This window comes from Pseudomonas sp. TUM22785, from assembly GCF_028198105.1.
Taxonomy (GTDB): Bacteria; Pseudomonadota; Gammaproteobacteria; order Pseudomonadales; family Pseudomonadaceae; genus Metapseudomonas; species Metapseudomonas solani.
Window position 1 is genome coordinate 5,132,078 of record NZ_CP116239.1, and the last position, 25,961, is coordinate 5,158,038.

The 25,961-nt window shown below is 63.8% G+C and carries 27 protein-coding genes; 16 read left to right on the forward strand and 11 right to left on the reverse strand.

Annotated elements, in window-relative coordinates:
- Nucleotides 1–175: 175 nt before the first annotated feature.
- The 3 genes from PI990_RS23095 to PI990_RS23105 form a co-directional block, all read right to left on the reverse strand.
- Complete coding sequence (locus tag PI990_RS23095; RefSeq protein ID WP_021218409.1) at nt 176–1,795, reverse strand: ATP-binding protein; 1,620 nt, start codon at nt 1,793–1,795, stop codon at nt 176–178.
- On the reverse strand, nt 1,792–2,328 hold the full coding sequence (locus PI990_RS23100) for a GNAT family N-acetyltransferase (RefSeq protein ID WP_184487858.1): 537 nt from the start codon (nt 2,326–2,328) through the stop codon (nt 1,792–1,794). Before PI990_RS23100 ends, PI990_RS23095 begins: the two co-directional genes overlap by 4 nt.
- Before the next feature lie 63 nt (nt 2,329–2,391).
- Nucleotides 2,392–3,117, reverse strand: coding sequence for a response regulator (locus PI990_RS23105; protein WP_021218407.1), 726 nt, complete (start codon nt 3,115–3,117; stop codon nt 2,392–2,394).
- Nucleotides 3,118–3,832: 715 nt separating this feature from the next.
- Here PI990_RS23105 and PI990_RS23110 point away from each other — a divergent pair.
- The 6 genes from PI990_RS23110 (at nt 3,833) to PI990_RS23135 (ending at nt 10,852) form a co-directional block, all read left to right on the forward strand.
- Nucleotides 3,833–6,721, forward strand: a complete 2,889-nt coding sequence (locus tag PI990_RS23110) for a ribonucleoside-diphosphate reductase subunit alpha (protein ID WP_271658597.1) — start codon at nt 3,833–3,835, stop codon at nt 6,719–6,721.
- 420 nt (nt 6,722–7,141) lie between these two features.
- Nucleotides 7,142–8,398: a ribonucleotide-diphosphate reductase subunit beta gene (locus PI990_RS23115; protein ID WP_021222048.1), complete on the forward strand. Its 1,257-nt coding sequence runs from the start codon at nt 7,142–7,144 to the stop codon at nt 8,396–8,398.
- Nucleotides 8,399–8,525: 127 nt separating this feature from the next.
- Nucleotides 8,526–9,149, forward strand: a complete 624-nt coding sequence (locus PI990_RS23120; protein WP_271658598.1) for a hypothetical protein — start codon at nt 8,526–8,528, stop codon at nt 9,147–9,149.
- Between the two features lie 152 nt (nt 9,150–9,301).
- Nucleotides 9,302–9,835 carry an REP-associated tyrosine transposase gene (locus PI990_RS23125; protein ID WP_271658599.1) on the forward strand — a complete coding sequence of 178 codons (534 nt, stop codon included), beginning with the start codon at nt 9,302–9,304 and terminating at the stop codon, nt 9,833–9,835.
- Nucleotides 9,836–10,004: 169 nt separating this feature from the next.
- Nucleotides 10,005–10,133 (forward strand): hypothetical protein, encoded by a 129-nt coding sequence (locus tag PI990_RS23130; RefSeq protein WP_271658600.1) that lies wholly within the window; start codon nt 10,005–10,007, stop codon nt 10,131–10,133.
- Between the two features lie 212 nt (nt 10,134–10,345).
- On the forward strand, nt 10,346–10,852 hold the full coding sequence (locus PI990_RS23135; protein WP_271658601.1) for a BRO-N domain-containing protein: 507 nt from the start codon (nt 10,346–10,348) through the stop codon (nt 10,850–10,852).
- Between the two features lie 42 nt (nt 10,853–10,894).
- On the opposite strand, the gene PI990_RS23140 is transcribed toward PI990_RS23135, so the two are convergent.
- The gene (locus tag PI990_RS23140; protein WP_271658602.1) at nt 10,895–11,299 is read right to left on the reverse strand and encodes a hypothetical protein; all 405 of its coding nucleotides are present in this window, start codon (nt 11,297–11,299) and stop codon (nt 10,895–10,897) included.
- Nucleotides 11,300–11,560: 261 nt separating this feature from the next.
- On the opposite strand from PI990_RS23140, the gene PI990_RS23145 reads away from it, so the two are divergent.
- The 5 genes from PI990_RS23145 (at nt 11,561) to PI990_RS23165 (ending at nt 15,923) form a co-directional block, all read left to right on the forward strand.
- Nucleotides 11,561–11,890, forward strand: a complete 330-nt coding sequence (locus tag PI990_RS23145; RefSeq protein ID WP_442969293.1) for a hypothetical protein — start codon at nt 11,561–11,563, stop codon at nt 11,888–11,890.
- Nucleotides 11,891–12,163: 273 nt separating this feature from the next.
- Nucleotides 12,164–13,864: a sulfate adenylyltransferase gene (locus tag PI990_RS23150; RefSeq protein ID WP_271658604.1), complete on the forward strand. Its 1,701-nt coding sequence runs from the start codon at nt 12,164–12,166 to the stop codon at nt 13,862–13,864.
- Between the two features lie 171 nt (nt 13,865–14,035).
- A complete protein-coding gene (locus PI990_RS23155; protein WP_271658605.1) occupies nt 14,036–14,566 on the forward strand; it encodes a DUF3455 domain-containing protein in 531 nt (176 codons plus the stop codon).
- An 89-nt stretch (nt 14,567–14,655) separates the two neighbouring features.
- Complete coding sequence (locus PI990_RS23160) at nt 14,656–15,204, forward strand: sigma-70 family RNA polymerase sigma factor (protein ID WP_271658606.1); 549 nt, start codon at nt 14,656–14,658, stop codon at nt 15,202–15,204.
- The gene (locus PI990_RS23165) at nt 15,201–15,923 is read left to right on the forward strand and encodes an anti-sigma factor (RefSeq protein WP_271658607.1); all 723 of its coding nucleotides are present in this window, start codon (nt 15,201–15,203) and stop codon (nt 15,921–15,923) included. The genes PI990_RS23160 and PI990_RS23165 overlap by 4 nt, the downstream gene beginning before the upstream one ends.
- A 134-nt stretch (nt 15,924–16,057) precedes the next feature.
- Here PI990_RS23165 and PI990_RS23170 read toward each other — a convergent pair whose 3' ends face one another.
- Together PI990_RS23170 and PI990_RS23175 are read right to left on the reverse strand one after the other, a co-directional pair.
- On the reverse strand, nt 16,058–16,513 hold the full coding sequence (locus PI990_RS23170; protein WP_271658608.1) for a hypothetical protein: 456 nt from the start codon (nt 16,511–16,513) through the stop codon (nt 16,058–16,060).
- Between the two features lie 124 nt (nt 16,514–16,637).
- A complete protein-coding gene (locus PI990_RS23175; protein ID WP_271658609.1) occupies nt 16,638–17,120 on the reverse strand; it encodes a hypothetical protein in 483 nt (160 codons plus the stop codon).
- Nucleotides 17,121–17,479: 359 nt separating this feature from the next.
- On the opposite strand from PI990_RS23175, the gene PI990_RS23180 reads away from it, so the two are divergent.
- Nucleotides 17,480–17,773 carry a hypothetical protein gene (locus PI990_RS23180; protein ID WP_271658610.1) on the forward strand — a complete coding sequence of 98 codons (294 nt, stop codon included), beginning with the start codon at nt 17,480–17,482 and terminating at the stop codon, nt 17,771–17,773.
- A 352-nt stretch (nt 17,774–18,125) separates the two neighbouring features.
- On the opposite strand, the gene PI990_RS23185 is transcribed toward PI990_RS23180, so the two are convergent.
- The 4 genes from PI990_RS23185 to PI990_RS23200 form a co-directional block, all read right to left on the reverse strand.
- Nucleotides 18,126–18,503 (reverse strand): VOC family protein, encoded by a 378-nt coding sequence (locus tag PI990_RS23185; protein WP_271658611.1) that lies wholly within the window; start codon nt 18,501–18,503, stop codon nt 18,126–18,128.
- 41 nt (nt 18,504–18,544) lie between these two features.
- On the reverse strand, nt 18,545–19,003 hold the full coding sequence (locus PI990_RS23190; RefSeq protein ID WP_271658612.1) for a hypothetical protein: 459 nt from the start codon (nt 19,001–19,003) through the stop codon (nt 18,545–18,547).
- Between the two features lie 119 nt (nt 19,004–19,122).
- A complete protein-coding gene (locus tag PI990_RS23195; protein ID WP_271658613.1) occupies nt 19,123–19,716 on the reverse strand; it encodes an RDD family protein in 594 nt (197 codons plus the stop codon).
- Between the two features lie 215 nt (nt 19,717–19,931).
- Nucleotides 19,932–20,684: a hypothetical protein gene (locus PI990_RS23200; protein ID WP_271658614.1), complete on the reverse strand. Its 753-nt coding sequence runs from the start codon at nt 20,682–20,684 to the stop codon at nt 19,932–19,934.
- 135 nt (nt 20,685–20,819) lie between these two features.
- Between PI990_RS23200 and PI990_RS23205 the strand changes: the two genes are divergently transcribed.
- Nucleotides 20,820–21,704, forward strand: coding sequence for a LysR substrate-binding domain-containing protein (locus PI990_RS23205; RefSeq protein WP_271658615.1), 885 nt, complete (start codon nt 20,820–20,822; stop codon nt 21,702–21,704).
- 187 nt (nt 21,705–21,891) lie between these two features.
- Nucleotides 21,892–22,728 carry a bifunctional allantoicase/(S)-ureidoglycine aminohydrolase gene (locus tag PI990_RS23210; RefSeq protein WP_184487839.1) on the forward strand — a complete coding sequence of 279 codons (837 nt, stop codon included), beginning with the start codon at nt 21,892–21,894 and terminating at the stop codon, nt 22,726–22,728.
- Between the two features lie 128 nt (nt 22,729–22,856).
- Here the strand turns inward: PI990_RS23210 and PI990_RS23215 are convergent, their stop codons facing one another.
- Entirely contained in the window at nt 22,857–23,636 is a 780-nt protein-coding gene (locus PI990_RS23215) for an NAD(P)H-dependent oxidoreductase (RefSeq protein WP_271658616.1), read from the reverse strand.
- 84 nt (nt 23,637–23,720) lie between these two features.
- Here PI990_RS23215 and PI990_RS23220 point away from each other — a divergent pair, with 84 nt between their 5' ends.
- Nucleotides 23,721–24,614, forward strand: a complete 894-nt coding sequence (locus PI990_RS23220) for a LysR family transcriptional regulator (protein WP_271658617.1) — start codon at nt 23,721–23,723, stop codon at nt 24,612–24,614.
- A 158-nt stretch (nt 24,615–24,772) separates the two neighbouring features.
- Nucleotides 24,773–25,819 (forward strand): hypothetical protein, encoded by a 1,047-nt coding sequence (locus PI990_RS23225; RefSeq protein ID WP_271658618.1) that lies wholly within the window; start codon nt 24,773–24,775, stop codon nt 25,817–25,819.
- Nucleotides 25,820–25,961: the final 142 nt, after the last annotated feature.

The window sequence follows — 25,961 nt, forward strand, 5'->3', positions numbered from 1 at the left end:
CACCCGTAGGTTGGCGCCGAGCGCAGCGAGGCCCAACGACACGCGCGTCCGTCAGCCTCGCAATGTTGGGCTTCGTACCTCAGCCCAACCTACGTGGGAATTCATTCGCGATCGGCCTTTTCGCGGTTGAAACCGCGCCCACAAAAGCCCGGGCACGACCGCAGGCCGAGGCACGTTACGGCGGCAAATCCCCATCGCCCTGGCGGCGGGGCCAGACCAGGCTGAAGCGCGCGCCGCCGAGGCCATCGCTGCGGCCGATCTGCGCGCGGCCGGCGTGCCAGTAGATGATCCGCCGCACGATGGACAGCCCCAGGCCGTGGCCGCCGGAGGCGCGGGTGCGGCTGTCGTCGAGGCGCAGGAAGGGGGTGAAGATGCGCTCCCAATGGCTTTCCGGTACGCCGGGGCCATCGTCCTCGACATCGATACGGCAGCGCTTGTGGCCGATCTGGTAGCTCAGCCGCACCCGCGATTCGGCGTGGCGCATGGCATTGCTCACCAGGTTCTGCAGGGCGCGGTGCAGGTAGCGCGGCTCCGCCTCGACCCAGGCACCTTCGCCGCTGGCGGTCAGGCACTGGCCACGCTCGACACGCACGGCGACACGCAGCGGCGCGAGTTCGGCGATCACCTGGTCGAACAGCGCATCCAGGTCCACGCGCTGGAAGTTCAGCGCCGGGGTGCCCTGCTCCAGGCGGGCGTAAGTCAGCATCTCGTCCACCAGCTTGTCCAGCTCCTGGATATCGCCGTCCATGCCCTCCATGTACTTGCGCCGGGCGGTTTCGGTCTCGGCGTCGGCGATCATCTCCAGGCCGAAGCGCAGGCGCGCCACCGGTGTGCGCAGCTCATGGGAAACCGCCCGCACCAGCTCACGCTGCACCGAGAGCAATTGCTGCAGCTGCTCGGCCATGCCGTTGAAGGCAGCCGCCAGGCGCCCCACCGAGTCGGCGCCCTTGGCCGGCACGCGGGCATCCAGCTTGCCGTGGGCGATACGCGAGGCAGCGCTTTCCAGGCCCAGCAGGCGGCGCTCCAATTGGCGCACCAGCAGGTAGATGGTCAGGCCGATGAAGCTCAGGCCGAGCAGGCCGATCAGCACCAGCAGCTCCGGTGGGTAGGGGTTCATCAGGTACAGCGGGCCGATCTCCAGCACCCAGGGCGTGTCGACGATGCCGGCGAAGATGCGCACCGAATCACCGCCCTTGCCCAGGGCCATCACCGTGTCGCCTTCATCCACCCGGCGGCGCTGGTCTTCATCGAGGTCGGCGTCCTTCAGGGTCACCAGGTGCAGGTCGAAGCCGAACTCCTTGCCCTCCTTGAGCGCGGCGAGGCGCTGGGGCTGCTCGCGCACCGGGAAGCGCACCAACTCGTCGATCAGCAGGTAAACGGTGGCGCGGGCCAGTTGCTCGCTGATCTGCTGCACCTCGCCGGTGAGCACCAGGTGCTCCTGCTCGCTCACCAGGCTGTAGACCTTGGCCGCGTGGGGGCCGGTCTGTTCCACCAGCACCTGCTTGCGCAACACCCGGTTGCGCACGCCGCTGTCGAGGCGGTCCTCGTCCAGGTCCTGCAGCGCCAGGGGGATGCCCATCAGCCGGCTCCACAGCACCAGGGCGCGGCGCCGCTCGATGGCGGTCATGGGTTCGAGGTTGTCGGACATCAGGCGGAAGGTGCCGCGCGCCAGGCTCTCGCGGTACTGGTCGGCACGCACCTCGTTGACCTGGTGGAAGGTGAGCACGCCCAGCAGTGCCACCAGCACCAGCGTCACCAGCAGGCCACCGTAGATGCGCAGGAAGATCGAGTTCACCGCCCCTCCCCCGCCAGCAGGCCGAAGCAATCGAGGCTGAGGTAGCGACCATCCTTGTACTCGCACTCGCGGCGCACACCCTCATGGGTGAAGCCGAGCCGGCGCAACAGGCCGCTGCTGGCCGGGTTCTCCTGGTCCACCACCGCTTCGATACGGTGCAGGCGCATGGCGGCGAAGGCATGGGCGATCACCGCCTCCAGGCATTCACGCATCACCCCGCCGCCCCAGTACTCGGGCAGCAGCCAGTAGCCCAGCTCGGCGCAACGGTGGCCATGGTCCCATTCGTGGTAGCCGCAGGCGCCTATCAGGTGCGCGGGATTATCGGGCGTGCAGATGCCCCACCAGATGCCGGTGCGCTCGCGCAGCAGCGAGCGGTACCAGTCCATCTGCACCCGGGTGGCCTCCAGCGTGGCGTAGGACACGCCGTAGTAACGGATCACCTGCGGGTGGGACAGCCCGGCGAAGATGGCGCGGGTGTCGGCCAGGGTGATTTCCCGCAGGCGGAAGCGTGGGGTTTCGAGGGTGGGGAACATGCGGCTCTCGGGTTGGCGGTGCGGCGACCGGGTCGTTGCGGGCGGCGCCTCCTTATATAAGGCTCAAAGCAGGCCTTCGGCCGCCTCCCTGACAAAAAGATAGCCCTTGCTGCGCACCGTCTTGATCAGGCGCGGGTGCATGGGGTCGTCGCCGATCTTCGGGCGGATGCGCGAGATGCGCACATCGATGGAGCGGTCCTGGCCGTCGTACTCGATGCCGCGCAGGGCGTTGAAGATCTCCTCGCGGGAGAGGATGCGCCCGGCATTGGCCGCCAGCAGCCAGAGCAGGTCGAACTCGGCGCTGGTCAGCTCGATGCTTCGCTCGTTGAGCCAGGCCTCGCGCATGGCGTTGTCGATCACCAGCGGGCCGAACTCCAGGCGCCGCACGTTCTCTTCCACCGCCTCCGACAGGCCGCCCTCGCTGCGCCGCAACAGCGCACGGATGCGCGCCAGCAGCACACGGGGGCGCACCGGCTTGCACACGTAGTCGTCCGCGCCCATCTCCAGGCCGAGCACCTGGTCCATGTCATCGGTACGCGCGGTGAGCATGAGGATAGGGCCGTCGTAACGCCCACGCACCTTGCGGCAGATGGACAGGCCATCTTCGCCGGGCAGCATCAGGTCGAGCACCACCAGGTCGGGCTGCTCCTTGAGGATGCGCGCCACCGCCTGGCCGCCGTCGGACTCGATAGCCACCCGCAGGCCGTTGCCCTCCAGGTACTCCCGGGTCAGCTCGGCCAGTCGTTGGTCGTCCTCGACGATGAGGATGCGCCAGGATTCTTGCTCCACCACGTACTCCTAATGAACTGCATCAAGGCCGTGAAACCGGCCGGCATTGTAGCAACGCCGGCCGTTCTGCACAGTGCATGCCAAAAGCCCTACAAAACACTAGATATTGTGTTAGCTTGCGCACGGCCCGACATCCTCGAAACAGCCCGTTCCAGAGTGTCGCAGCCGCGACGAACGGTGTATCCCAGGCTCCACAAGGGCTACCGCAATCCCTCCCCGCTTCACCCACACTTCACCCACAAGTTATCCACAGCTTGTTCAATACCCATCGCCTTGCAATACCCCCAATAGCGCATTATCTTGTACCCCCATCACGCGAGACCCCTACATATTGGGTTTTGCTAGATCACGGGACACAATCAGAATCAAGCACGAAATGCCTTTTTCACAGGCTTCGAACCCCGTGATCCTTTAGGAGTCCAACCCGCTGCCCGGCCCCAACCGGCAGTGCCGACCCAGGACACGAACGAAGTGACTGGAACCGGTAGAACGGTGTATCGCCCAAGGGGCAGCACCACTAGGTATTGTGTTTGTCGCTGAGGCTTAACACAGCGACCTTAGACTTGTAGTGCCAGGGAGGCTTCAGTGTCCCTTGCCCTTCCTGCCTTGTAGTAAGCGCCAGCAGCCCGGCCCCGGCCGAGCCACCGGCGTTTGTAAAACGGAATGACGGGTGCTCACGCACCCGACTCAACAAATAGAGAACATGGAGACCCCCATGCAGACCGAAACCACTCGCGAGAACCCGCAGGCCAACGCGCCTCAGGCAGCCGATTCCAACCAGGATCTGGCCGCCACTGCGCCTGGCCAGCTGCGCGTGATCAAACGCAACGGTACCGTCGTCGCCTACACCGATGACAAGATCACCGTTGCCATCACCAAGGCGTTCCTCGCCGTGGAAGGCGGTACTGCCGCTGCCTCTTCGCGTATCCATGAAACCGTCGCGCGCCTGACCGAACAGGTCACCGCCACCTTCAAGCGTCGCATGCCCTCGGGCGGCACCATCCACATCGAAGAAATCCAGGACCAGGTCGAACTGAGCCTGATGCGCGCCGGCGAGCAGAAAGTCGCCCGTGACTACGTCCTGTACCGCGAATCCCGCGCCCAGGCCCGCAAGAGCGGCGCCGCCGAGATCGCCCAGCCGCACCCGAGCATCCGCGTGACCCGCGCCGACGGCAGCGTCACCCCGCTCGACCTCGGCCGCCTCAACACCATCATCAGCGAAGCCTGCGAAGGCCTGGCCGAAGTCGATGGCGACCTGATCCAGCGCGAAACCCTGAAGAACCTCTACGACGGCGTGGCCGAGAAAGACGTCAACACCGCCCTGGTGATGACCGCCCGCACCCTGGTAGAGCGCGAGCCGAACTACTCCTACGTCACCGCCCGCCTGCTGATGGACACCCTGCGTGCCGAAGGCCTGGGCTTCCTCGGCGTGGCCGAGAGCGCCACTCACCACGAGATGGCCGAGCTCTACGCCAAGGCCCTGCCGGCCTACGTCGAGAAAGGTGCCGAGTTCGAGCTGCTCGACCCGCAACTGAAAACCTACGACCTGGAGAAACTGGGCCGCGCGCTGAACCACGAGCGTGACCAGCAGTTCACCTACCTGGGCCTGCAGACCCTGTACGACCGCTACTTCATCCACAAGGACGGCATCCGCTTCGAACTGCCGCAGATCTTCTTCATGCGCGTGGCCATGGGCCTGGCCATCGAAGAGAAGAAGGACCGTGAAGACCGCGCCATCGAGTTCTACAACCTGCTGTCGTCCTTCGACTACATGAGCTCGACCCCGACCCTGTTCAACGCCGGTACCCTGCGTCCGCAGCTCTCCAGCTGCTACCTGACCACCGTGCCGGATGACCTCTCGGGCATCTACAGCGCCATCCACGACAACGCCATGCTGTCCAAATTCGCTGGCGGCCTCGGCAACGACTGGACCCCGGTTCGTGCGCTGGGCTCCTACATCAAGGGCACCAACGGCAAATCCCAGGGCGTCGTGCCCTTCCTGAAAGTGGTCAACGACACCGCCGTCGCCGTGAACCAGGGTGGCAAGCGCAAGGGCGCCGTCTGCGCGTACCTCGAAACCTGGCACATGGACATCGAAGAGTTCATCGAGCTGCGCAAGAACACCGGTGACGACCGCCGCCGCACCCACGACATGAACACCGCGAACTGGATTCCGGACCTGTTCATGAAGCGCGTGTTCGACGACGGCCCCTGGACCCTGTTCTCCCCGTCCGACGTGCCCGACCTGCACGACCTCACCGGCAAGGCCTTCGAAGAGCGCTACGAGTACTACGAAGCCATGGCCGGCTACGGCAAGATCAAGCTGCACAAGACCATCGCCGCCAAGGACCTCTGGCGCAAGATGCTCTCCATGCTCTTCGAGACCGGCCACCCGTGGCTGACCTTCAAGGACCCGTGCAACCTGCGCAGCCCGCAGCAGCACGTGGGCGTGGTCCACAGCTCGAACCTGTGCACCGAGATCACCCTCAACACCAACAAAGACGAAATCGCCGTGTGCAACCTGGGTTCCGTGAACCTGGTGAACCACATCGTCGACGGCAAGCTGGACACCGCCAAGCTCGCCAAGACCGTCAAGACCGCCGTACGCATGCTCGATAACGTCATCGACATCAACTACTACTCGGTCCCGCAGGCTCGCAACTCCAACCTCAAGCACCGCCCGGTTGGCCTCGGCATCATGGGCTTCCAGGACGCGCTGTACCTGCAGCACATCCCCTACGGTTCCGACGCCGCCATCGACTTCGCCGACAAGTCCATGGAAGCCATCAGCTACTACGCCATCCAGGCGTCGTGCGACCTGGCCGACGAGCGCGGTTCCTACGAGACCTTCGACGGCTCGCTGTGGAGCAAGGGCATCCTGCCGCTGGACTCCCAGCAGATCCTCATCGAGGCCCGTGGCCAGAAGTACATCGACGTCGACCTGACCGAGTCCCTCGACTGGGCCCCGGTACGTGCTCGCGTACAGAAAGGCATCCGCAACTCCAACATCATGGCCATCGCACCGACCGCCACCATCGCCAACATCACCGGCGTGTCGCAGTCGATCGAACCGACCTACCAGAACCTGTACGTGAAATCGAACCTCTCCGGCGAATTCACCGTGATCAACCCCTACCTGGTTCGCGACCTCAAGGCCCGCAGCCTGTGGGACCCGGTCATGGTCAACGACCTGAAGTACTACGACGGCTCCGTGCAGCAGATCGAACGCATCCCGCAGGACCTCAAGGACCTGTACGCCACCGCGTTCGAAGTGGAAACCAAGTGGATCGTCGACGCCGCCAGCCGTCGCCAGAAGTGGATCGACCAGGCCCAGTCCCTGAACCTCTACATCGCCGGCGCCTCGGGCAAGAAACTCGACGTCACCTACCGCATGGCTTGGTACCGTGGCCTGAAAACCACCTACTACCTCCGTGCCCTGGCCGCCACCAGCACCGAGAAGTCCACCATCAACACCGGCAAGCTCAACGCAGTGTCCTCCGGTAGCGATGAAGGCTTCAGCGCAGCGCCCGCCGCCGCGCCGGTACCGGCACCCGTGCCGCAAGCGTGCTCCATCGACAACCCCGACTGCGAAGCCTGTCAGTGACAGGTAACGCGCGAATCTGAGCGGCGCCCGCGTTGTTGCCGGGCCGCTCCGGCTCCTCACGTACGGTCGTACGCTCCGGGGCCAGAGCAACCCGGCGCCTAGCGCTCACTCGCTCAGCTTCACGCTCGATCGCAGTAGCCCTCTCCCTTCGGGGAGAGGAGCTCAAGCAGTAACAGCACCACCCGAATTTTCATGGCCGCTCCCTTATAGAGAGAAGCCACACGCGCAGGCCCAGGCCGCGCAGCAAGACCGAACACCGTCAACCGCGAACGCGGCAACCATCGGGCAGCTGACACAGACGCCCATGACCAGGCCCCGGCGGACAAGCAGTTCGGCAGTAAAAGCTTCAGCGTGCACCCACCCACGCACCATTTACCCAGGCCGGCAGAGAACGGCCGAACCAACCAGGAGAGAGGACAGATGCTCAGCTGGGACGAATTCGACAAAGAAGACGCCGCCGCACCCGCCGCCGCCCAACCCAACGCCGCGACCAACGCCGCTGCCGCTGCCGGCGCCGACAAGCTCGATGACGAGGCCGCCGGCTCCGTACAGGAAGCCCGCGCCGTATCCGCCGCTGACTCCGACGCCGTCGCCCGCGCCAAGAAGGCCCTCGACGCCCTCGACATCCAGGAAGGCCTGGACGACCTCGAAGGCGCCTCCGCGCGCGTACAGGTCGGCGACAAGCAAATGATCAACGCCCGCGCCGACCTCAACCAGCTCGTACCCTTCAAGTACGACTGGGCCTGGCAAAAGTATCTGGATGGTTGCGCCAACCACTGGATGCCGCAGGAAGTGAACATGAACGCCGACATCGCTCTGTGGAAGAGCAAGGACGGCCTCAGCGAAGACGAGCGCCGCATCGTCATGCGCAACCTCGGCTTCTTCTCCACCGCCGACTCCCTGGTTGCCAATAACCTGGTGCTCGCCGTCTACCGCCTCATCACCAACCCCGAATGCCGCCAGTACATCCTGCGCCAGGCCTTCGAGGAAGCGATCCACACCCACGCCTACCAGTACTGCATCGAATCGCTGGGCATGGACGAGGGCGAAATCTTCAACATGTACCACGAGATCCCGAGCGTCGCTAAAAAGGCTTCCTGGGGGCTCAAGTACACCCGTTCGATCTCCGATCCCAAGTTCGAAACCGGCACCCCGGAGACCGACCGCCAGTTCCTGCGCAACCTCATCGCCTACTACTGCGTACTGGAAGGCATCTTCTTCTACTGCGGCTTCACCCAGATCCTCTCCATGGGCCGCCGCAACAAGATGACCGGCACCGCCGAGCAGTTCCAATACATCCTGCGCGACGAATCCATGCACCTGAACTTCGGCATCGACGTGATCAACCAGATCAAGATCGAAAACCCGCACCTGTGGGATGCCGCCATGAAGGACGAAGCCACCCAGATGATCCTCCAGGGCACCCAACTGGAAATCGAATACGCACGCGACACCATGCCGCGCGGCGTACTGGGCATGAACGCCGCGATGATGGAGGACTACCTCAAGTTCATCGCCAACCGCCGCCTCACCCAGATCGGCCTGAAAGAGGAATACCCGGGCACCACCAACCCGTTCCCCTGGATGAGCGAGATCATGGACCTGAAGAAAGAGAAGAACTTCTTCGAAACTCGAGTCATCGAGTACCAGACCGGCGGTGCGCTGAGCTGGGATTGATTCCGGGTCGAACCATTAGGAACATATAAAACGCTTCAACCTGATACGGATTTTCGGGGTAGCGAAGAAAGACAAAACCCCGCCTTGTGCGGGGTTTTTTATTCAAGCGGCTTTGCAGGAATTACCAGTGCGCAGAACACTCCTCATCATCCTCTCTATGGCGTTGGCAGCTTGCTCAGCCAATCCGAAAGCGCTCTATCAGGAGCAAGTTGTCACCAGCCCCACTCCCCTCGCCGAGCATCCGGCCGAAGCCATACGCCTCCTGCAGGCAGAGCCGTTGCCCATAAACCCCAGTTGGCCGTTCCCACAGTGGAAGATCACCGCGAACGAGCCACGCTTGAAGATCGGCAACACGATTGCGAACTTTCGCGTGTTCTCGGTCGAGCTGAAGCAAGGTACTTCCAACCAGATCGCCGTGAACTCATGGTGTGTGAACGCATGCCTGGGATTCAACAAATATGCCCTTACGCCTTACCTGCTGCTCGTAGACCAGCAAGGCATCGTCATTGCGGAGGGTTTCGGACAGATAACCGGCTCAGTGGGCGTAATCAATCAGGCTCTCTCGAGTACCGTTCCAAAAAATGGCACCTATTACCTGATTGTCGCCGCCGACAACCGCACTCCCGGGCAAAACATCGTGACCGACAGCATTATGTTGGTTGGCTCTACAGGCCTGGGCACTCCGATGCAGGTCGGCATGGGTTCCTACCCATTCGGTACGATCGGCCCCTACCTAGATACATCGAAGTAAAAGTCCACATTCGTAGCAGGTGGAACTGCTTTGGCCGACTAGCAAGGAGGCGCAGCCAGACTTCGGAGCGTGGGCATCGCGTGTAGGGTGGATGACGCTCTTCTCATCCACCAGCTCTTCCACCCGCAACACCAATGGCTCAAGGAGGGGTCATGTCCAACTACCGTCGCGCCCGGATGCGCGGGGGCACCTACTTCTTCACCGTCAACCTGCGTAACCGGCACAGCGACCTGCTGGTCCGCGAAATCCACCTGCTGCGCACCGTGGTACAAGCGGTCAAACACCGCCGCCCCTTCCATATCGATGCCTGGGTCGTGCTCCCCGAACACATGCACTGCCTCTGGACCCTGCCGCCGGGCGACGACGACTTCGCCATGCGCTGGCGCTCGATCAAATTCGCCTTTTCCAAACGCCTGGCCGACACCGAATCCCGCACCGAGGCTCAACGCACCCGGGGCGAACGCGGCATCTGGCAACGCCGCTATTGGGAACACCTGATCCGCGACGACCTCGATTACCAACGGCACTTCGACTACATCCACATCAACCCGGTGAAACACGGCCATGTGCGGCGGGTGCGGGATTGGCCGTATTCGAGTTTTCACCGGGCGGTGCGGGATGGCATCTACCCGGCAGATTGGGCCGGCGATGGCTTGGTGGACGACGCTATCCGCTGGGGAGAATGAGGGTGGGATGGGCCTTGCCTGGTCGTCATCCACCCTACGCCGCTGATACGGATTTTCGGGGTAGCGAAGAAAAACAAAACCCCGCCAGATGAACATCGGGAAGATGGCTTATGGCTCACATCCCGACACCACAAAGGCAATGTAGGAATTCCAGGCATGTGTAGGGTGGATGACGCTCTTCTCATCCACCAGCTCTTCCACCCGCGACCGCATGCGCGACGACCTCGATTACCTACAGCACTTCGACTACATCCACATCAACCCGGTGAAACACGGCCATGCACGGCGGGGAGAATGAGGCTGGGATGGGCCTCGCCTGGTGGATGAAAAGAGCGTCATCCACCCTACGCTGCCTTCACGCTTCTGCCTGGCCGATCAGCCATTTCTCACTCGGTAACTGCATTGCCAGTTTCCGGGGTTGCCCATAGCCTCCCGTCCCAGCGCTTAAGAACGCTTCACGTAGCGGCACAACTGCTCCCGAAAGCAGCGGTATATCTAGAGATGCCTGATATGCCCAACACTCAACATTGCAAGGCCCCACACCCCGATCAAGAAATCCTCATCCCCACCCTCTTCACCCGCCACAAGCGCCTGCTGCGCGCCGTGCTGCTGGAAGACCAACCCTGGTTCGCCGTCACCGACCTGGCTCGGCTGATGAACCACCCGCCCCTGGCCGAGCGCCTGCCGCACAACCTGGATGACGACCAGATGCAGATCGCCTGGATGCGCAACGGCCATGGCGACTTCAAGTGCGAATGGCTGGTCAGCGAGTCCGGTGCCTATGCCGCGCTGATCCACTACTACCACCCGGAAAACCGCTGCATCCGCCAATGGATCACCCAGCAGGTGATCCCCTGCCTGCGCGCCGAACAGCCCCAGGTCGGTCACTGGCCCGTGCGTTCGGTGGCGCAATGGATGGGGCAGGAGTTGCAGGTGCTGCATTGGCAGGACGTGGTCTGGCTGCCCTTTGAGGACTGCCCGCGCCTGCTGCCCCGGCCGCCCCATGTGATCGGCTAGCACGGCCGAGGGCTGGAGATTCCAGCCCTCATCCACCGCCCCTCAGAGCGTGATGGCCGTGGCCGGATAGAACAGCACGTTGAGCCCGAAGAGAATCATCCAGAAGCCGATCTCCAGCGTCTCGGTGATCGGTTGGATGCGCCGGATCGCGCCGTACACATGCACCCCGAACATCAGCGTGAACACCAGGAACAGCAGGTCGAAGGCATAGCTGTACCCGGTGCCCGTGGTGACGGAACGCAGCATGGCCAGCTCGATGATCAGGATGAACGCCCCCAGGCAGCGGCCGAAGTAGATCGCCAGGTGCTGGTGCTCGGGAATCCTCCAGCGCATGAGCCGGGCCCAGGCGATGGGGGCCACGAAGATGGGCAGAGCGAAGAACAGCGTCGTCACGGTCATCAGCGTGGCGAGGTATTCCCGGCTGTATGGCGCGTAGTAACCAAGCATCACAGAACTCCTTGTTCCGTTGCCGCAGTGGGCATCGTTATTGTTTTAAGGCGCGTCTTGCCGGCGGAAGAATCGGGATGCGCGGAGCGGCGGGTCAAGGAATTCGCGGGATGGCAATACCAAGGAAGGTGACGGGGGCAAGAGGGATGACGACCTAAGTCGCAACGTGCCCAAGGCACCTTCGCCCCTGCCCAGCGCCCCGGCTGATGACGTGCCCATCGCCGCTTCGTACTATCCCGCTCCCCGATTCATCGCCAAGGAATGCATGTGGAAAACAGGACCCGGCGTTGGCCGAAAATACTCGCGCTCAGCCTGATGACCGCCACGCTTCTGGTTGCCTGGCTCACCACCGGCGTCTACAAGACGCGCTTCGCCGAGGACAACCGCCTGGTCTTCTTCATCAAGCGGCAGCCCTCCTTCCAGGTGGCATTCGTGAACCCCTTCGCCACCGATGCCGACAGCAAGCCCCTCAGCCGGCTGAGCGCGCAGGAGCGGCAGGAGGTGATCGACTACTGCCGGTATCGCCTGGGGATCGAAACGGAATTGAAGACGCAGGACAAGCTCGATAACTGCGAAGGGGCATCGCCGTAATCGACCGGGCTCACCGCCCTCTTCCGGCTGCTGGCCAGGCACACCGCCCGCCCGGCAGACGGCCCGCTCGAAACTTCCAGACTTTCCCCACAGGGCAACGACCTTGTCCGCCGCCGCCCCTCGCCAATACCGTTCAGCCAGTCCGGTGCGCCCACAGGCAGGCCGGACGGCCGCAGTGACCGGCCATGTCCTACCCATAACAAGACGGCACAGTGCGACCCGTTCGACGGTCAGGCGACCAGCGAGCGGGGCCAGAGCCGAGCAGGAGGAAACATGGAACTCGCCTTCGATCGCTACCCCCAGCAGCCCCACGGTGGAACCCTGGTCAACCAGGTGGTGCCCGCCGACCAGGTACGGGCAGAAATAGCGCGTGCACGCGCCTTGCCGTCGATCCGCATCGACCTGGAGGCGGTGATCACCATCGAGATGATCACCACCGGCGTGCTCTCGCCCAACAAGGGCTTCATGAACCAGGCCGACTACCTGTCGGTGCTGGGCAGTGGCCGGCTGGCCAACGGCGTGGTGTGGCCGGTGCCGCTGAGCTTCGCACCGGTGGGCGAGCGCAACCGCGAGGTGATCGCCGCCCTGGCGCTGGGCGATGAAGTGGCCCTGATCGACGAGCGCAACGAGCCGGTGGCCATCCTCGCCATCGACGACATCTTCGATTACGACAAGGAAGAACGCGCCCGCCAGCTGTTCGGCACCACCGACCGCAACCACCCCGGGGTGGACGCCATCCACCGGCGCATGGGCGACGTGGCCCTGGGCGGCCCGCTGCAGCTGCTGCAACGGGTCGACTGGGGCCCCTTCGAATCATTGCGCCTGGAGCCCCGGGATACCTGGAAGCGCTTCTACGAGGAACGCGGCTTCCGCTCCGTGGCCGGCTTCATCACCGGCGCCAACCCGCTGCACCGCGGCCACGAATACATCCACCGCAACGCCCTGGAAGGCATCGACGGCCTGCTGCTGCAACCGTTGGTGGAGATGGCCAAGCGTGAATACGTGCGCCACGAATACCGCATGCAGGCCTACCGCAACGTGCTGGAGACCTACTACCCGAAGGACCGCGCCATGCTCTCGCCGCTGCGGGTCACCTACATCTTCGCCGGCCCCCGGGAGACGGTGCTGCACGCCCTGATCATGAAGAACTACGGCTGCACCCACGCGCTGATCGGCCGCGACCACGCGGGGATCGGCAGCTTCTACGACAAGTACGCCAGCCACAGCATCTTCGACCAGTTCACCCCGGACGAGCTGGGCATCGAGGTGCGCCTGTTCCACGAGGTGTTCTACTGCGTGCGCTGCGCCAGCCATGCCACGACCGAAACCTGCCCCCACGACGAGCGCTACCGGCTGAACATTTCCGGCACCGGCATCCGCGAGATGCTGCGCCACGGCCTGGTGCCACCCAAGGAGGTGGTGCGCCCGGAGTCGGCCCTGGCGGCCATGCAGGGCATCCAGCCGAAGGGGCTGGGGGACGACGGGGAAGGCACCCTGCCCGTGGCCAAGGTGATCCAGAGCCTGTTTCCCTTCTACACCCGCTTCACCCGCCTGGGCGGCGCACCGCGCCAGCAGCCCCTGGAAGCGGACGCCCTCACGGTGCGCGACCTGGAACTGGCCTGCCACGAGGCGCGCAGCCACACAGGCGATGTCTACGACGGCATCTACCGCGAGTACAGCGCCCTGCTGGACCACAACCGCAGCCTGCAGCCGGCCTGGGTGGAGGACGCGCGCGACGCCCTGCACCGGCAGCAGCGGCGCCTGCTCGATGACCTGGACGAGAAATTCAGCCAGGCGCCGGAGCTCGCGTCCGATGAGTTCATGTACCAGGGCCAGGCGGAGGTGCAGCAGGAACTGAGCGCCGCCCGTGCGCTGCTCGACGACATCCCGGCGGCGGTGGACGCCAACCGCCTGGCCAACCGCACCTGGAACGGCCTGCCCTACCCCCGCTATCGCGGCGCCGACGACGCCTGAACCCACACCCCACGGCAGCGCTGCCCATGGCTGCCGTGGGGACCTTGGGCCAACGTCCCCCTCCGTTCGAAAAAAAAATTGTCGAGTCCTGCATCCATAACGATGCCTGGCGGGTAGTACTGATGGGCAGCCCGAATCTGCCTCTTCGATTACCTATCAGGAGATCGCCCCATGAACGTAAAACCTGCCAGTGGCCTGCTCAGCGGCCTCGTCCTGTGCCTCGCCCTGCAAAGCCTCAATGCCCAGGCGGCCGTGCCCGACGCCGTGAAGGTGCCCGAGGGCCACAAGGTCCTGCTCGAAACCGTCGGCGTGGGCGAAATCACCTACGAATGCCGCGACAAGGCGGGGGCGCCAGGCCAGACCGAGTGGTTCTTCGTCGGCCCCAAGGCCGTGCTCAATGACCGGGCCGGAAAACCGGTAGGGGACTACTTCGGGCCGCCGGCCACCTGGCAGGCCCGTGACGGGTCGAAGATCACCGGAACGCAGGTGGCCGTCGCGCCGGCCGGCACGGGCGATATCCCGTACCAGTTGGTCAAGGCCAACCCCGCCGAGGGCAAGGGCGCCATGAGCGGCGTCAGCTTCGTGCAGCGCCTGGCGACCCGGGGTGGCGTCGCGCCCAGCGATACCTGCGCCGCCGAGAACAAGGGGCAGCGGCAGGTCGTCAAGTACCAGGCCGACTACCTATTCTGGGGGGCCAACTGAGCTCGCCCGGGCAGGCGCGAGGCGAGCCGTCGGCTACGCTCAACGACACACCCCGGCCAGACGGGCCGGGGCACCCTCGAGCGCAGAAAGTGGATCAGCCTGTCAGTGCCTTCGATTACCAGAGCCATCTCGACGCCTGCGCCCGAGGTGAGCGGCCGGCTTTGCAGGCGCTCTACGATCAGGAAGGTGCGCAGCTGCTCGGCGTGGCTCGCCGCATCGTGCGGGACGACGCCCTGGCCGAAGACATCGTGCACGATGCCTTCATCCGTATCTGGACGCGCGCTGCCAGCTTCGACCCGGCGCGTGGCTCCGCGCGCGGCTGGATCTACAGCATCACGCGGAACCTGGCGCTGAACCATGTCCGCGATGGTGCCCGGGAGGCGCCCCTGGATGATGCAGGCGCGGCGGTGCTGCACGCGCAGGTCGCGGAGGTGGACGACAGCCTGGCGGCGCACGGTTCAGCCAGAATTCATCAATGCCTGGAGCAGCTGGAGCCGGCGCGGCGGCGCTGCATCCTGCATGCCTACGTCGACGGCTGCACGCATGCCGAAATCGCCGCCCTGCTCGGCGCGCCCTTGGGCACGATCAAGGCGTGGATCAAGCGCAGCCTGGCGTCACTGCGGGAGTGCATGGCATGAACACCGAGCACAATGGCACCGGCCCCGAAGACCTGGACACCCTCGCCGGGGAATACGTACTGGGCAGCCTGCCGGCCAGCCAATGGCATGCCGTGCATGAACGCCTCAAGCACGACGCCGATCTGCGTTCAGCCGTGGCTGCCTGGGAAAACCGCCTGCTGGAGCTGACCGCGACCGTCGAGCCGAAAACCCCCAGCCCACGCCTGTGGAGCCGGGTATCCCGCACCCTGGACGCGCAGCTCGATGGCGACGCCAAGGCACCGCGGCAGGTGGCCGTCCCCTGGCATCGGCGCTTGGGCGTATGGCGGGGCCTGGCGGGCGCCGGGCTGGCCGCAAGCCTGGTGCTGGCCACGATGCTGCTGACCACCAGCGCACCGCGCATCACCTACATGGTGGTGTTGGTGGCCCCCACCGACCAGACCCCCGGCTGGGTGGTGCAGGCCAGTGACAGCCGCCGGGTCCAGCTGATCCCGCTCGGGCGTAGCGAGGTTCCGGGCGACAAAGTGCTGCAGTTCTGGACCAAGGCGGAGGGCTGGCAAGCGCCGGTATCCCTCGGCTTGGTCAAGCCTGGCGCGCAACTCAGCGTGCCCCTGGACCAATTGCCGCCGCTGGAGCCCAGCCAGTTGTTCGAGCTGACCCTGGAAAACCCGGGTGGCTCCACCACGGGCCGGCCGATGGGGCCCGTTCAGTTCATTGGTCGGGCGGTGAAGGTCATCTAGCGGATTCAACCCTCTGTAAAATGAGCGGTTCACGACCCAGGCGGCACTCGTGAACTCCTTCGCCACCGATGCCGACAGCAAGAGATGCGTTGTCTTCCAGCTGCTCCGTCGTGCCCTAGCCGCGTGAATCGCCCCTACTTTCTCGCCAGGAACACCGCCAGCGCCGCAAAACGCCTGCGTGCCTCCCAGGCAAACAGGTGGTTGGCCAATGGGTCGAGCAGCACGCCCAGCCAACGCGGCCGCAGCGTCAGGCTGAAGCTGTAGATCAGCTCGGAGCGCCCCGCTTCGATATCGCGGTGACGCATCGACGCCGCCCACGACTCGAACAGCCCCGTCGGCGCCACCAGCATGGCTGCCGCCACCTTGCCCGGCTGGTAGTTCACGAAGCGGGTACGCATCGCCAACAGGCGCTTCCAGCCTTTGCCCCGGTTGAAGGAAACCGCGCCGATGGAAGGATGACTATCGCCCGTTTCCATATGCGCGACGGCCAGCAACGTGTCCCACTGCAACCGCACGCGATGGTTATGGAAGGCTTCGAAGGTGGCGTCGGCGGAGGCCGGCATGACCAGGGTGAAACGGTGGGTGCTCATGAAACTTGCGCCAGGAGAAATCTAGCGGCGAAGAGTAGTTCAAGGGACCTTCACAATGAACTGCATCTGCCAAACGAAGCGACGCCCTCAGTTCAGGACTGATAGGCGTCGCTTCCGTGGGCAGTCAGGAAGCAAGTGCTTTCAAAGAGGCAGCGACATCGCTGTCCACACAGAGGACCGTCGTTCCCTTCTCCTGTATGCAGGCCTTCCGCTCGCCCGTGGTCAGGAAGAAAACCTTGCGTCCTTCAAGCCTGAACCAACCCGCGCGAAAGCCATAAGTCGCGATGCCATTCAATCGGACGCTGCGATCCATTGCCTCCCTGTCTATTGTCTGAACCTTGAGTCCCTCAATTGGCCACGAAGCGCTGTAGAACCCTGACCGCACATGAAGTACCCCCTTATTCACATACACCTTGCCCCCAGCCTGGAAGACCAGATAGCCCTGCAGCAACGCGTAGAGAACGCCCCCCACCAGAACACTCTTCAAGCTGATGCTCTTGCTGATCAACAGATCTGCACCGAGCATCACCGCCACTGGCAATACAGCGATCAGCAGGCTGTTCAACAGCATTGATTTGAAACCGAGAGAAACCGTTACCACGTCCATTCAGAAGATCCCCCGAGGAATACTGAATAGCAATCATTGTCATCCCCCAAATGAAAGTCCATTGCGGGAAAAGGCGGCTCTTCTCGCTTGAAAAATCAGGAGCAGCTCTGGGCTGCTGTGGGATGGGGCTTGAAGCAAGCGCCAGAAGAAAAGGCTTACGCCAGAATCGACGCCATCCAAGAACCGGAAAAAGAATTCGTCATTGATCCAGGCATTCCGCTTATTGGAGATTTCCTCCAGGGCTGGATTCGCCAACTAAAACACGCGAAAAGGCATGAGCCATTTCACGCTCGGCATCAGACAAGACCCTGTCGTACCCGCGACATATCACTTGCCCCTGCATTCAAGGGAGGTCCCCCATGCTGAACCTGGAGAAGATCATCGGAAGAGGTACCTGGCGATACGTGGGTCAACGCGTGCAGGGCCTGCAAATCCAGGCCATCCCCATCGCCGGCAAGTCCATTGAACTCATCGCGAAGAAACTGGGTGGTACCGCCTACCAGATAGGCCGTATCCACACCCGAAACGCCTTCGTGGTGCGGAAAGGGGTCCTGTCACTGCTGTACGTGAGGCCGGACTACAGGGGATACCGCCGCACAGCCGGCCTGGTTTCGCCCCCTGCCCCTGGAAGGTCGACTACGACCATGCGCTGAGCAGGAACCTCGCTGGCCAACTGGGTTACGCCTACGTGCTGATGCTGCGGGTTGTGCCGAGAATCAACCGCTCGCACGGCCACCTCGAACGAAACCTGAAGGAGAGTGAGGACGTACCGGACATCTGCTTCGCCGATGAACGAATCCGAGGTAAATGGATAGGTCGCTCCGCGAGCAGGCTGCTGACGCCTCCTGGCGCCTTCTCGGCAAACCAGACGACCCCATACGGGCTGACGTTGCGGCAAGCCGGCCAATGGGGCTTCGCGATGGGGGTGGAGGATGACGACAGGGACATTCCCGGCCTCAGGCCGATTACCGACCTAGGCCCCCGCACGTGACGTAACGGCGCGGCTTAGTGAGAGCCGCGAATACAGCCCCGCTGCCGCAACCCGATGCAATTACCCCAAGGGTCACGCACCTGGCAGATGCGGTCGCCATCCCCCAGTGCCAATAGCCCTCGGTACAACGGCGCGCCCAGTTGGCCCAAGCGCAGCACTTCGGCATCCAGATCATCCACCGCCCAATAGACGACGGTGCCCGCCGCGCCGCTGGCGACCTTGTCGTCGGCGTTGACGATCTCCAGCACCACGCCGCCCATCTCCAGGTGCCCGTAGTCATCCGTCGATGGCGACACGCGCTTCGCCTCGGGAAAGGCGCGCTGGTACCAGTCGGTGGCTGCACGCCAGTCACCGACGTGCAGGAGGATCGAGAGGATGCGGGGCTCGGGCATGGCGCCTGACCAGACAGATAAGAGATACGAGAGGATTCAAGTCAGGCAGAGGCGAGCTTTGCCCTGACCACGTCCTTGAAGCCTTTCAGGTAGAAGGCATCGCCCTCCACTCGCTCCACGGCAATCTTCCGCATGTCCTTCATCGTTACCGCGAACAGTGCGAATAGGAGCGAACCGAATATCAGACCCGAGAGCGGCAAATTGAATTGCCCTGTAGTCGCGCTTATTCGCAGAACGAGTGCCAGCACGAAGACCATCAGGGTCGCTCTCAACACCCAGGTCCAGAACGTTTTCTTCTTCAAGCAGCTCGTGCACTGGCTGTACGAAATATCCAGCCGCTTCCGGGATATGAAATAGGCCGCAATCAGCGCCAGGGGGCTGAGCAGCAGCCACAGGAACGTCAAAGGGCTCACGTAGTTGATCCGGGTCGAAACCGCCTCAAGCCCCGTGTCCGCCGCACAGCTGATGCACACGCAGGGCAGTGCGGCGTTGTTGTTCACTTTCAGGAGTTTTCCAACCCAAACGCCCCCACTCTGCTGAGCGAGGGATGACTGGGGCGGCGAGTAAGGCGACTGAGGGTTCATCATGACTCCCTTTTTCATGACGCTGAATGATCGGATCAAGCCCTGATCACAAGGGTCCTCGCCGCATGGTCGCCAAGGCGCTGGCGGCGCTGCCCGAAGATGAAGAGCACATCGAAGATCCCCAGCAGGCTCACCAGCCCGCGCAGGCAGGATTTGTGCAGTTCGCAGGGGGCACCGGTCTCGCTGTCAACGACGCGGATCTTCAGCAGGCGCTTGCCGATGCCCTGCCCGTTGAACCCGTCCTTGAACAGCAGGTAGGCGAACAGCAGCAGCATGCAGACCTTGCCGAAAATGTCCGGGCTGGTGGCCGGCCGGAAGAACACAAAATCGATGATGAAGCTGATCAGGCCCAGCACCAGCAGCGCGCCCCAGAAGTCGATCTGCGAGGCCACGAACCGTGCCCAGAGCGGGGCGAGTCGCTGGTCGAGTTCCTCACGCCGGGCCGCAGCGGGGACACGGGCCGGTTGCGGCACCACGCGTTCGCCCAGGCTCGCCTCGCGCTCGATCAGCACCTCGCGAACGACCCGCTCGGCCACCTCGGTCAGGCCGCCCTCGGCCAGCAGGTCGATCAGGATCTCGGTCCGCCGGCCGCTGTAGGTCTCGCGTAACCGCGCTTCGGTTGCTTCCATGACTTCCTCCTTGAAATCGGCTGTCCCATCGGTTGAGCCCGCGTCAGATGCGCTTATGACCGACAGGGGATGGCGGATTCTGCTGTGGCCCAACTCGGGCCGTCAATCAACGCTGCACCGTAGGTTGGCGCCGAGCGCAGCGAGGCCCAACGCCACCCTGGCCAGGCCTGAGCGCCCTGCTGGTCAAGGGGCGGCGCAGTGCCTCGTCGTTCCGTTCAGGCACCCCAGCGCTTGGTCATGTTCTTCTTCCACGGCATGTAGCGGACCTCGACGGTGTAGTTGGGTCCCGCCTCCGGCGACGGATAGAAGGGCATGTCGTGAGGCTTGAGCGCCGCGCAGCGTTGTTCGAGGCGCTGGCGGAGCGCTTCATCGGGATGGAATGCGTAGGGTTGGTTTGGGTGGGGCCCCAGCGTGACTCGGCACGTCTGCCGCTGGCCTGCCGCATCCGGGGTGATGAGAAAGAACGCACGCCCGACAGCATCGATCGCCTCCTCCTTGAACACCGTGTGCCACAGGTAGTTGTCCTGCGCGAAACGCTCGGTGTAGCGCATTTGTGCTTTGAGCTGATCGAGTGAAACGGTCCGGAAGAACATGGGGGCATGGATGGTGGCCGGCCCATCGTCAGGACGTATCGAGAGGGGAGTCGGAGGCAAGATCACATCCCAGCACATCGCAGACAGCTGCTTTGCCAGCCTGGGGTTGAAAGGAGGCGATTCCGCTATCGGCTTCGAAAGTGGCCTGGCTTGGCAACTGACGAGTCCACCACGCGATTCAACAAGCAGCACCAACTGGACACTCCCCACCGGCATCCCGTCTGCAGCAGCCAACCCGAGCTTGCGCAGGCTGTCCTGCATTTGCCAGACGTAGCGCTGCTCCTCGGTTTCAAAAAGTGGGGGCGTGCCTGGAGCGGGACTCTGGCAGGCCGACAGGCAGCACAGGGCAATGAAGGCAAGCACCGCTTTACGCATGGGAACCATCCTTGAATTCCAGAGAGTGCGCGAGCCTAGAGAGCGCCGGGGGGTGGCGTCAATCCGAACGATATTGCCCCCTCTCCCTCCTTGCTGCTACAAGCACTCATCCCCATTTGAAAGATGAATACCCCCATGGACCACAGTGACCGATCGAATAGCCGCGTGTTCGAGCTCGACCTGCTCCGCGCCATGGTCGCGGTGGCCGATTGCGGCAGCTTCACCACGGCGGCCAGCCGGCTGAACTCCACCCAGTCCACCGTCAGCCAGAAGATCCGCCGCCTGGAAGAGATGGCCGGGCACCGCCTGCTGGAACGCGGCAACCGCGACGTGCTGCCCACCGACGCTGGCGAGACGCTGCTCGGCTATGCGCGGCGCATGCTGGCGCTGAACGACGAGTTGCAGGAGGCACTGTCCGGGGCGACGGTGGCGCTGACGGTGCGCATCGGCGTGCCGGACGACTTCGCCACCGGGCGCACCACCGAGCAACTGGCGGCATTCAACCGCCATTACCCCCAGGTGAAGCTGGAGGTGACCAGCGGGCTGAGCCGCGACCTCTCCGCCAGCTACGACCGTGGCGAGCTGGACCTGGTGCTGCTCAAGCAGCGGCAGAACGCCCGCGAGGCGGTGGCCTGCTGGCCGGAGAAGACGCGCTGGGTAGACAGCGCCAGGAACCCCTGCATCGACCTCGACCCGCTGCCCATCGTCACCTTCCCGCCGCGCGGGGTGTACCGCGACGAGATGATCGCGGCGCTGGAGGCGGTGGGCCGGCGCTGGCACATCAGCTTCACCAGTTCGAGCCTGTCCGGCATCCAGTCGGCCATCGCCGACGGCATGGGCATTGGCCTGCTGCCTCAGCGGGCGGTGACGGCGGATCACGCCGTGCTGGCGAAGAAAGCTGGGCTACCCTCGGTGGATGCCTTCGAAGTGGCGCTGCTGCACCGCCCGGCGGCGGACCCGATGGTGAAGGAACTGGCCCAAGTACTTTCACGGGTTCTGGCGCAGGATACGAAAGGCTGACAGGCATCCGCCTCGCATTCGAAAACCGAATACAGCGGATTCCAACATTTAATTTGTGCATGGACATATCGCTGGATATCGTGCTCTCCAGCGACGGCCAGCGCTCCAACGGGCGCGCCGCTCCGCACCATTGCTCACCGCGGCGCCGCACGCGCCGGGCAGCAAGACAACAATGAGGAAATACCCCATGGCCAAATCCACCTATTACGCGCCGCACGGCGGGCACCCGGCACAGACCGAGCTGCTCACCGACCGCGCCATGTTCACCGAAGCCTATGCCGTGATCCCCAAGGGCGTGATGCGTGACATCGTCACCAGCCACCTGCCCTTCTGGGACAACATGCGCATGTGGGTCATCGCCCGCCCGCTGTCCGGCTTCGCCGAGACCTTCTCCCAGTACATCGTCGAGCTGGCCCCCCAGGGCGGCAGCGACAAGCCCGAGCAGGACCCCAACGCCGAAGCGGTGCTGTTCATCGTCGAAGGCGAACTGACCCTGACCCTGCAAGGCCAGGTGCACAGCATGCAACCGGGCGGCTATGCCTTCATTCCGCCGGGCGCCGACTACAAGGTGCGCAACACCAGCGGCCAGCACACCCGCTTCCACTGGATCCGCAAGCACTACCAGAAGGTCGACGGCGTACCGCTGCCGGAAGCCTTCGTCACCAACGAGCAGGACATCGAGCCGCGCGTGATGCCGGACACCGAAGGCCGCTGGAGCACCACCCGCTTCGTCGACATGGCCGACATGCGCCATGACATGCACGTGAACATCGTCAACTTCGAGCCGGGCGGCGTGATCCCCTTCGCCGAAACCCACGTGATGGAGCACGGCCTGTACGTGCTGGAAGGCAAGGCCGTCTACCGCCTGAACCAGGACTGGGTCGAGGTGGAAGCCGGTGACTTCATGTGGCTGCGCGCCTTCTGCCCGCAGGCCTGCTACTCCGGTGGCCCGGGTCGCTTCCGCTACCTGCTGTACAAGGATGTGAACCGCCACATGCGCCTGACCCTCAACCAGGCCCATTGATCCAAACGACGGGAGCCCAGCGCTCCCGTCGTCGTTTCTGCCCTCCGTATTTCTGTGGGAGCGAATTCATTCGCGAAGGGCCGGCATGGCGTCCACCGTTGCTGCCGATCAACCTCGCCCCACCTGGCCTACCGCTTCACATGCGCCGCGAACCCCACCTCCCCCGGTGCCACGTCGGGCTTCAAGGTCAGCGCGGGAATCTCGTAGTCCCCGCCGTTCTGCTGGCGATAGGCGATGGGCGTGGTGGTCCAAAGATCGTCCAGGCGCAGCCCCAGTTCCTGCTGGATGCTGGCGAAGCGGGTCGCGTCGACCCGGCTGGTGCGGTGCACCACGAAGGGCGGCAGCACGTCGAAGCCGGGGTAATGCAGGATGCCGTGCTGGATGGGGAACAGCAGGTCGTCCATCGGGCCGTTGATGCCGCGCTCGCTGTAGTGGGAATCCCAGCCGCCGGTGGTCACCAGCAGCATCGCCCGCTTGCCCGCCATCGACCCCTCGCCGTAGCGGTTGCCCCAGCGCACGTCCGAATGCTCGCCCACGCCATAGGCGAAGCCGTAGGCGTACACCCGGTCGACCCAGCCCTTGAGGATCGCCGGCATCGAGAACCACCAGAGCGGGAACTGCAAAATCAGCGCATCGGCCCAGCGCAGCTTGTCCTGCTCGGCGGCGATGTCCGCGCTCTGCCGGCCGCTGGCGAAGGCGCGCCTGGAATCCTGCGATGCATCGAAACGTGCCTCGGGGTCGCGATCCAGGCTGTCGCCGGCATCGATGGGCGCCTTCCATCCCATTGCGTACAGGTCGGACACCTGCACCGCATGGCCGGCGGCCTCAAGGCGCTGCACGGTGAAATCCTTCAGCGCGCCGTTCAGCGAGCGGGGTTCGGGGTGGGCGAAAACGATCAGGACATTCATGGCAAACCTCCATAACGGGATGAGCGCAGGATGGTGGTCCGCCAGGTATATTGGAAATGGATAACCCATATTCCAGGTATATGAATGAATAATCTCAGGCGTCTGGACCTCAACCTCCTGGTGACCCTCGACGTGCTGCTCGCCGAGCACAACGTCACCCGCGCCGCCGAGCGCCTGAATTTTTCCCAGCCCTCGGTGAGCGTGCACCTGGCCAAGCTGCGGGAGATCTTCGACGACCCGCTGCTGCTGCCCGGCCCACGCGGCATGCGCCCCACCGCCCGCGCCGAGGAACTGCGCGAGCCCTTGCGCCAGGCCCTGGAAGCACTGGAGCGCGCCGTGGCCCCGGCCAGCCCCTTCGACCCGGCCCAGGCCCGTGACACCTGGCGCGTCGCCGCTACCGACTACGGCGAATCGGCCATCCTCCTGCCCGCCCTCGCCGGCCTGCGCGCCGCCGCCCCCGGCACCCGCATCGCCGTGATCGAGATGGCACCCTCACGCATCGCCAGGCAGGCGGAAATCGGCGACATCGACCTCGCCTTCCACACCGTCGAAGGCTCGCCCCTCAACCTGCGCCGCCGCACCCTGTTCGCCGAGCGCTACGTGCTCGCCGGCCGCGCCGGCCACCCGCGCCTGAAGCGACGCCCGACGCTGAAGCAGTTCTGCACCCTCGACCAGGTGATCGTCTCCCCCGATGGCGGCGGCTTCTCCGGCGTCACCGACGACGCCCTCGCCCAGCATGGCCTGGCGCGCCGCGTGGTGCTCTCGGTGCCGCACTTCCTGTTCCTGCGCTCGGTATTGGAAAGCACCGACCTGGTGGCCATGCTCCCCGAACGCCTGGTGGGCAACAGCAGCACCCTGCAGGTGGTCGACGCCCCGCTGGAGGTCCCCGGCTACGAGATGGCCATGCTCTGGCACGAACGCTCCCACCGCGACCCCGCGCACCAGTGGCTGCGGGAGCAGATCGTCAAGGCGGTTTGAACAAGGAGTGGCTCCCGTGGGGCATGTAGGTCGGGTACAACCCGACATCTGCGATGCACGGCATTTGCGGGTTTCACCCGCCCTACGGACTGGGATGACAGTGCCGGAACAGCTCCGTACCATGCCGGGCACCCCATTCCCCAGCTCAAGGAAGACTCATGGAAAAGTGGAGCGATCGCCCTGCATCGGACGATCACATGGAGATGCTTCTAGATAAGGCTTATGTGCTCCTGAAGCCCATCGCGCCCCAACTCGCCAAGTTCGCGCCGCCGGTGATCGGCTTCTCACTCTTCCTGCTCTATTTCCACGCCAACCATTTTTATCCCAGTTTCGACCTGTTGCAGTTTTCATCCCTGCTGCTCAGCGCCAGTGGCGTCGGTTTTGCGATCATCGGTTTCATTTTTCTAGCCTTGTTACTGCCGGGGCAGTGGATATTTCATGGATTTATGAACACTTCGGTTATTCGCGAAGGAATCAAGAAGTGGCTTCCCGAAGAGAACTCCGATCGTCATGCGCTCTGGATGCTGGGGCTGCTCTTCCTGCTGCCTTACAGCCTTTGCTCTCTGCTTCTTTCATCCATCGCAATTCAGTTTCCAGGCATGTACCTGATCAGTCTCATTCTGGGAAGCCTTCTCGTTGTACTCGTAATAGGGCTCGTCATCCAACTGCAGCTCAAGCTGCCCAAATTCACTTTCTTCCGTTATCTGTTCAATGCTTGGGTACCCGTAATGGTGGTCAATGGGCTGGCATTCTCGTTGCTCGCAGATACGAAGGACTTCATAAATGGATTGGACGGTGATTTCCTCAAGCTGCTGGCCATCTATCTCATTCCTCTGGGGTGCTGCATCGTTGCCGCCGTCTGCTCGATAACCAGCATTGGCGGCCTCAAATTCACCGCGCCTTTCTCCTTGTTCTTCGCCCTGATCATTGCTTTCTACAGCGGCATCCTCGCCGGTCTCCCCGACCGCGTCATGCAGCAACTCGGCCTGGGCAACTACCAGGCCCAGAGCGTGCTATTCAAACCGGACTACTGCAAAGGCGAGATGCCCGCCTGGCTGGGGTTGGGGTCGAGTTGCAGCCTGAAGGACGTCCATGTGATCTGGGGCTTGGGCGAGACCTACAGCTTCCTCATCGAACAGGACGGCAAGCAGCGCCAGGTGCAGGTCCCATCGAAGGAAATCAAAGCCATCGTGCGCGAGCGCTGATACGGGCCCCTGTAGGGGCGAATTCATTCGCCCAAGGCGCGCGAAGCGCGCCCCTCCCCGTGGGAGCGAATTCATTCGCGATGGGCGTATCCGGCTGGACTGAACCCTGTCACGCCCGCTAACAGAACAATCGCCCTTGCTG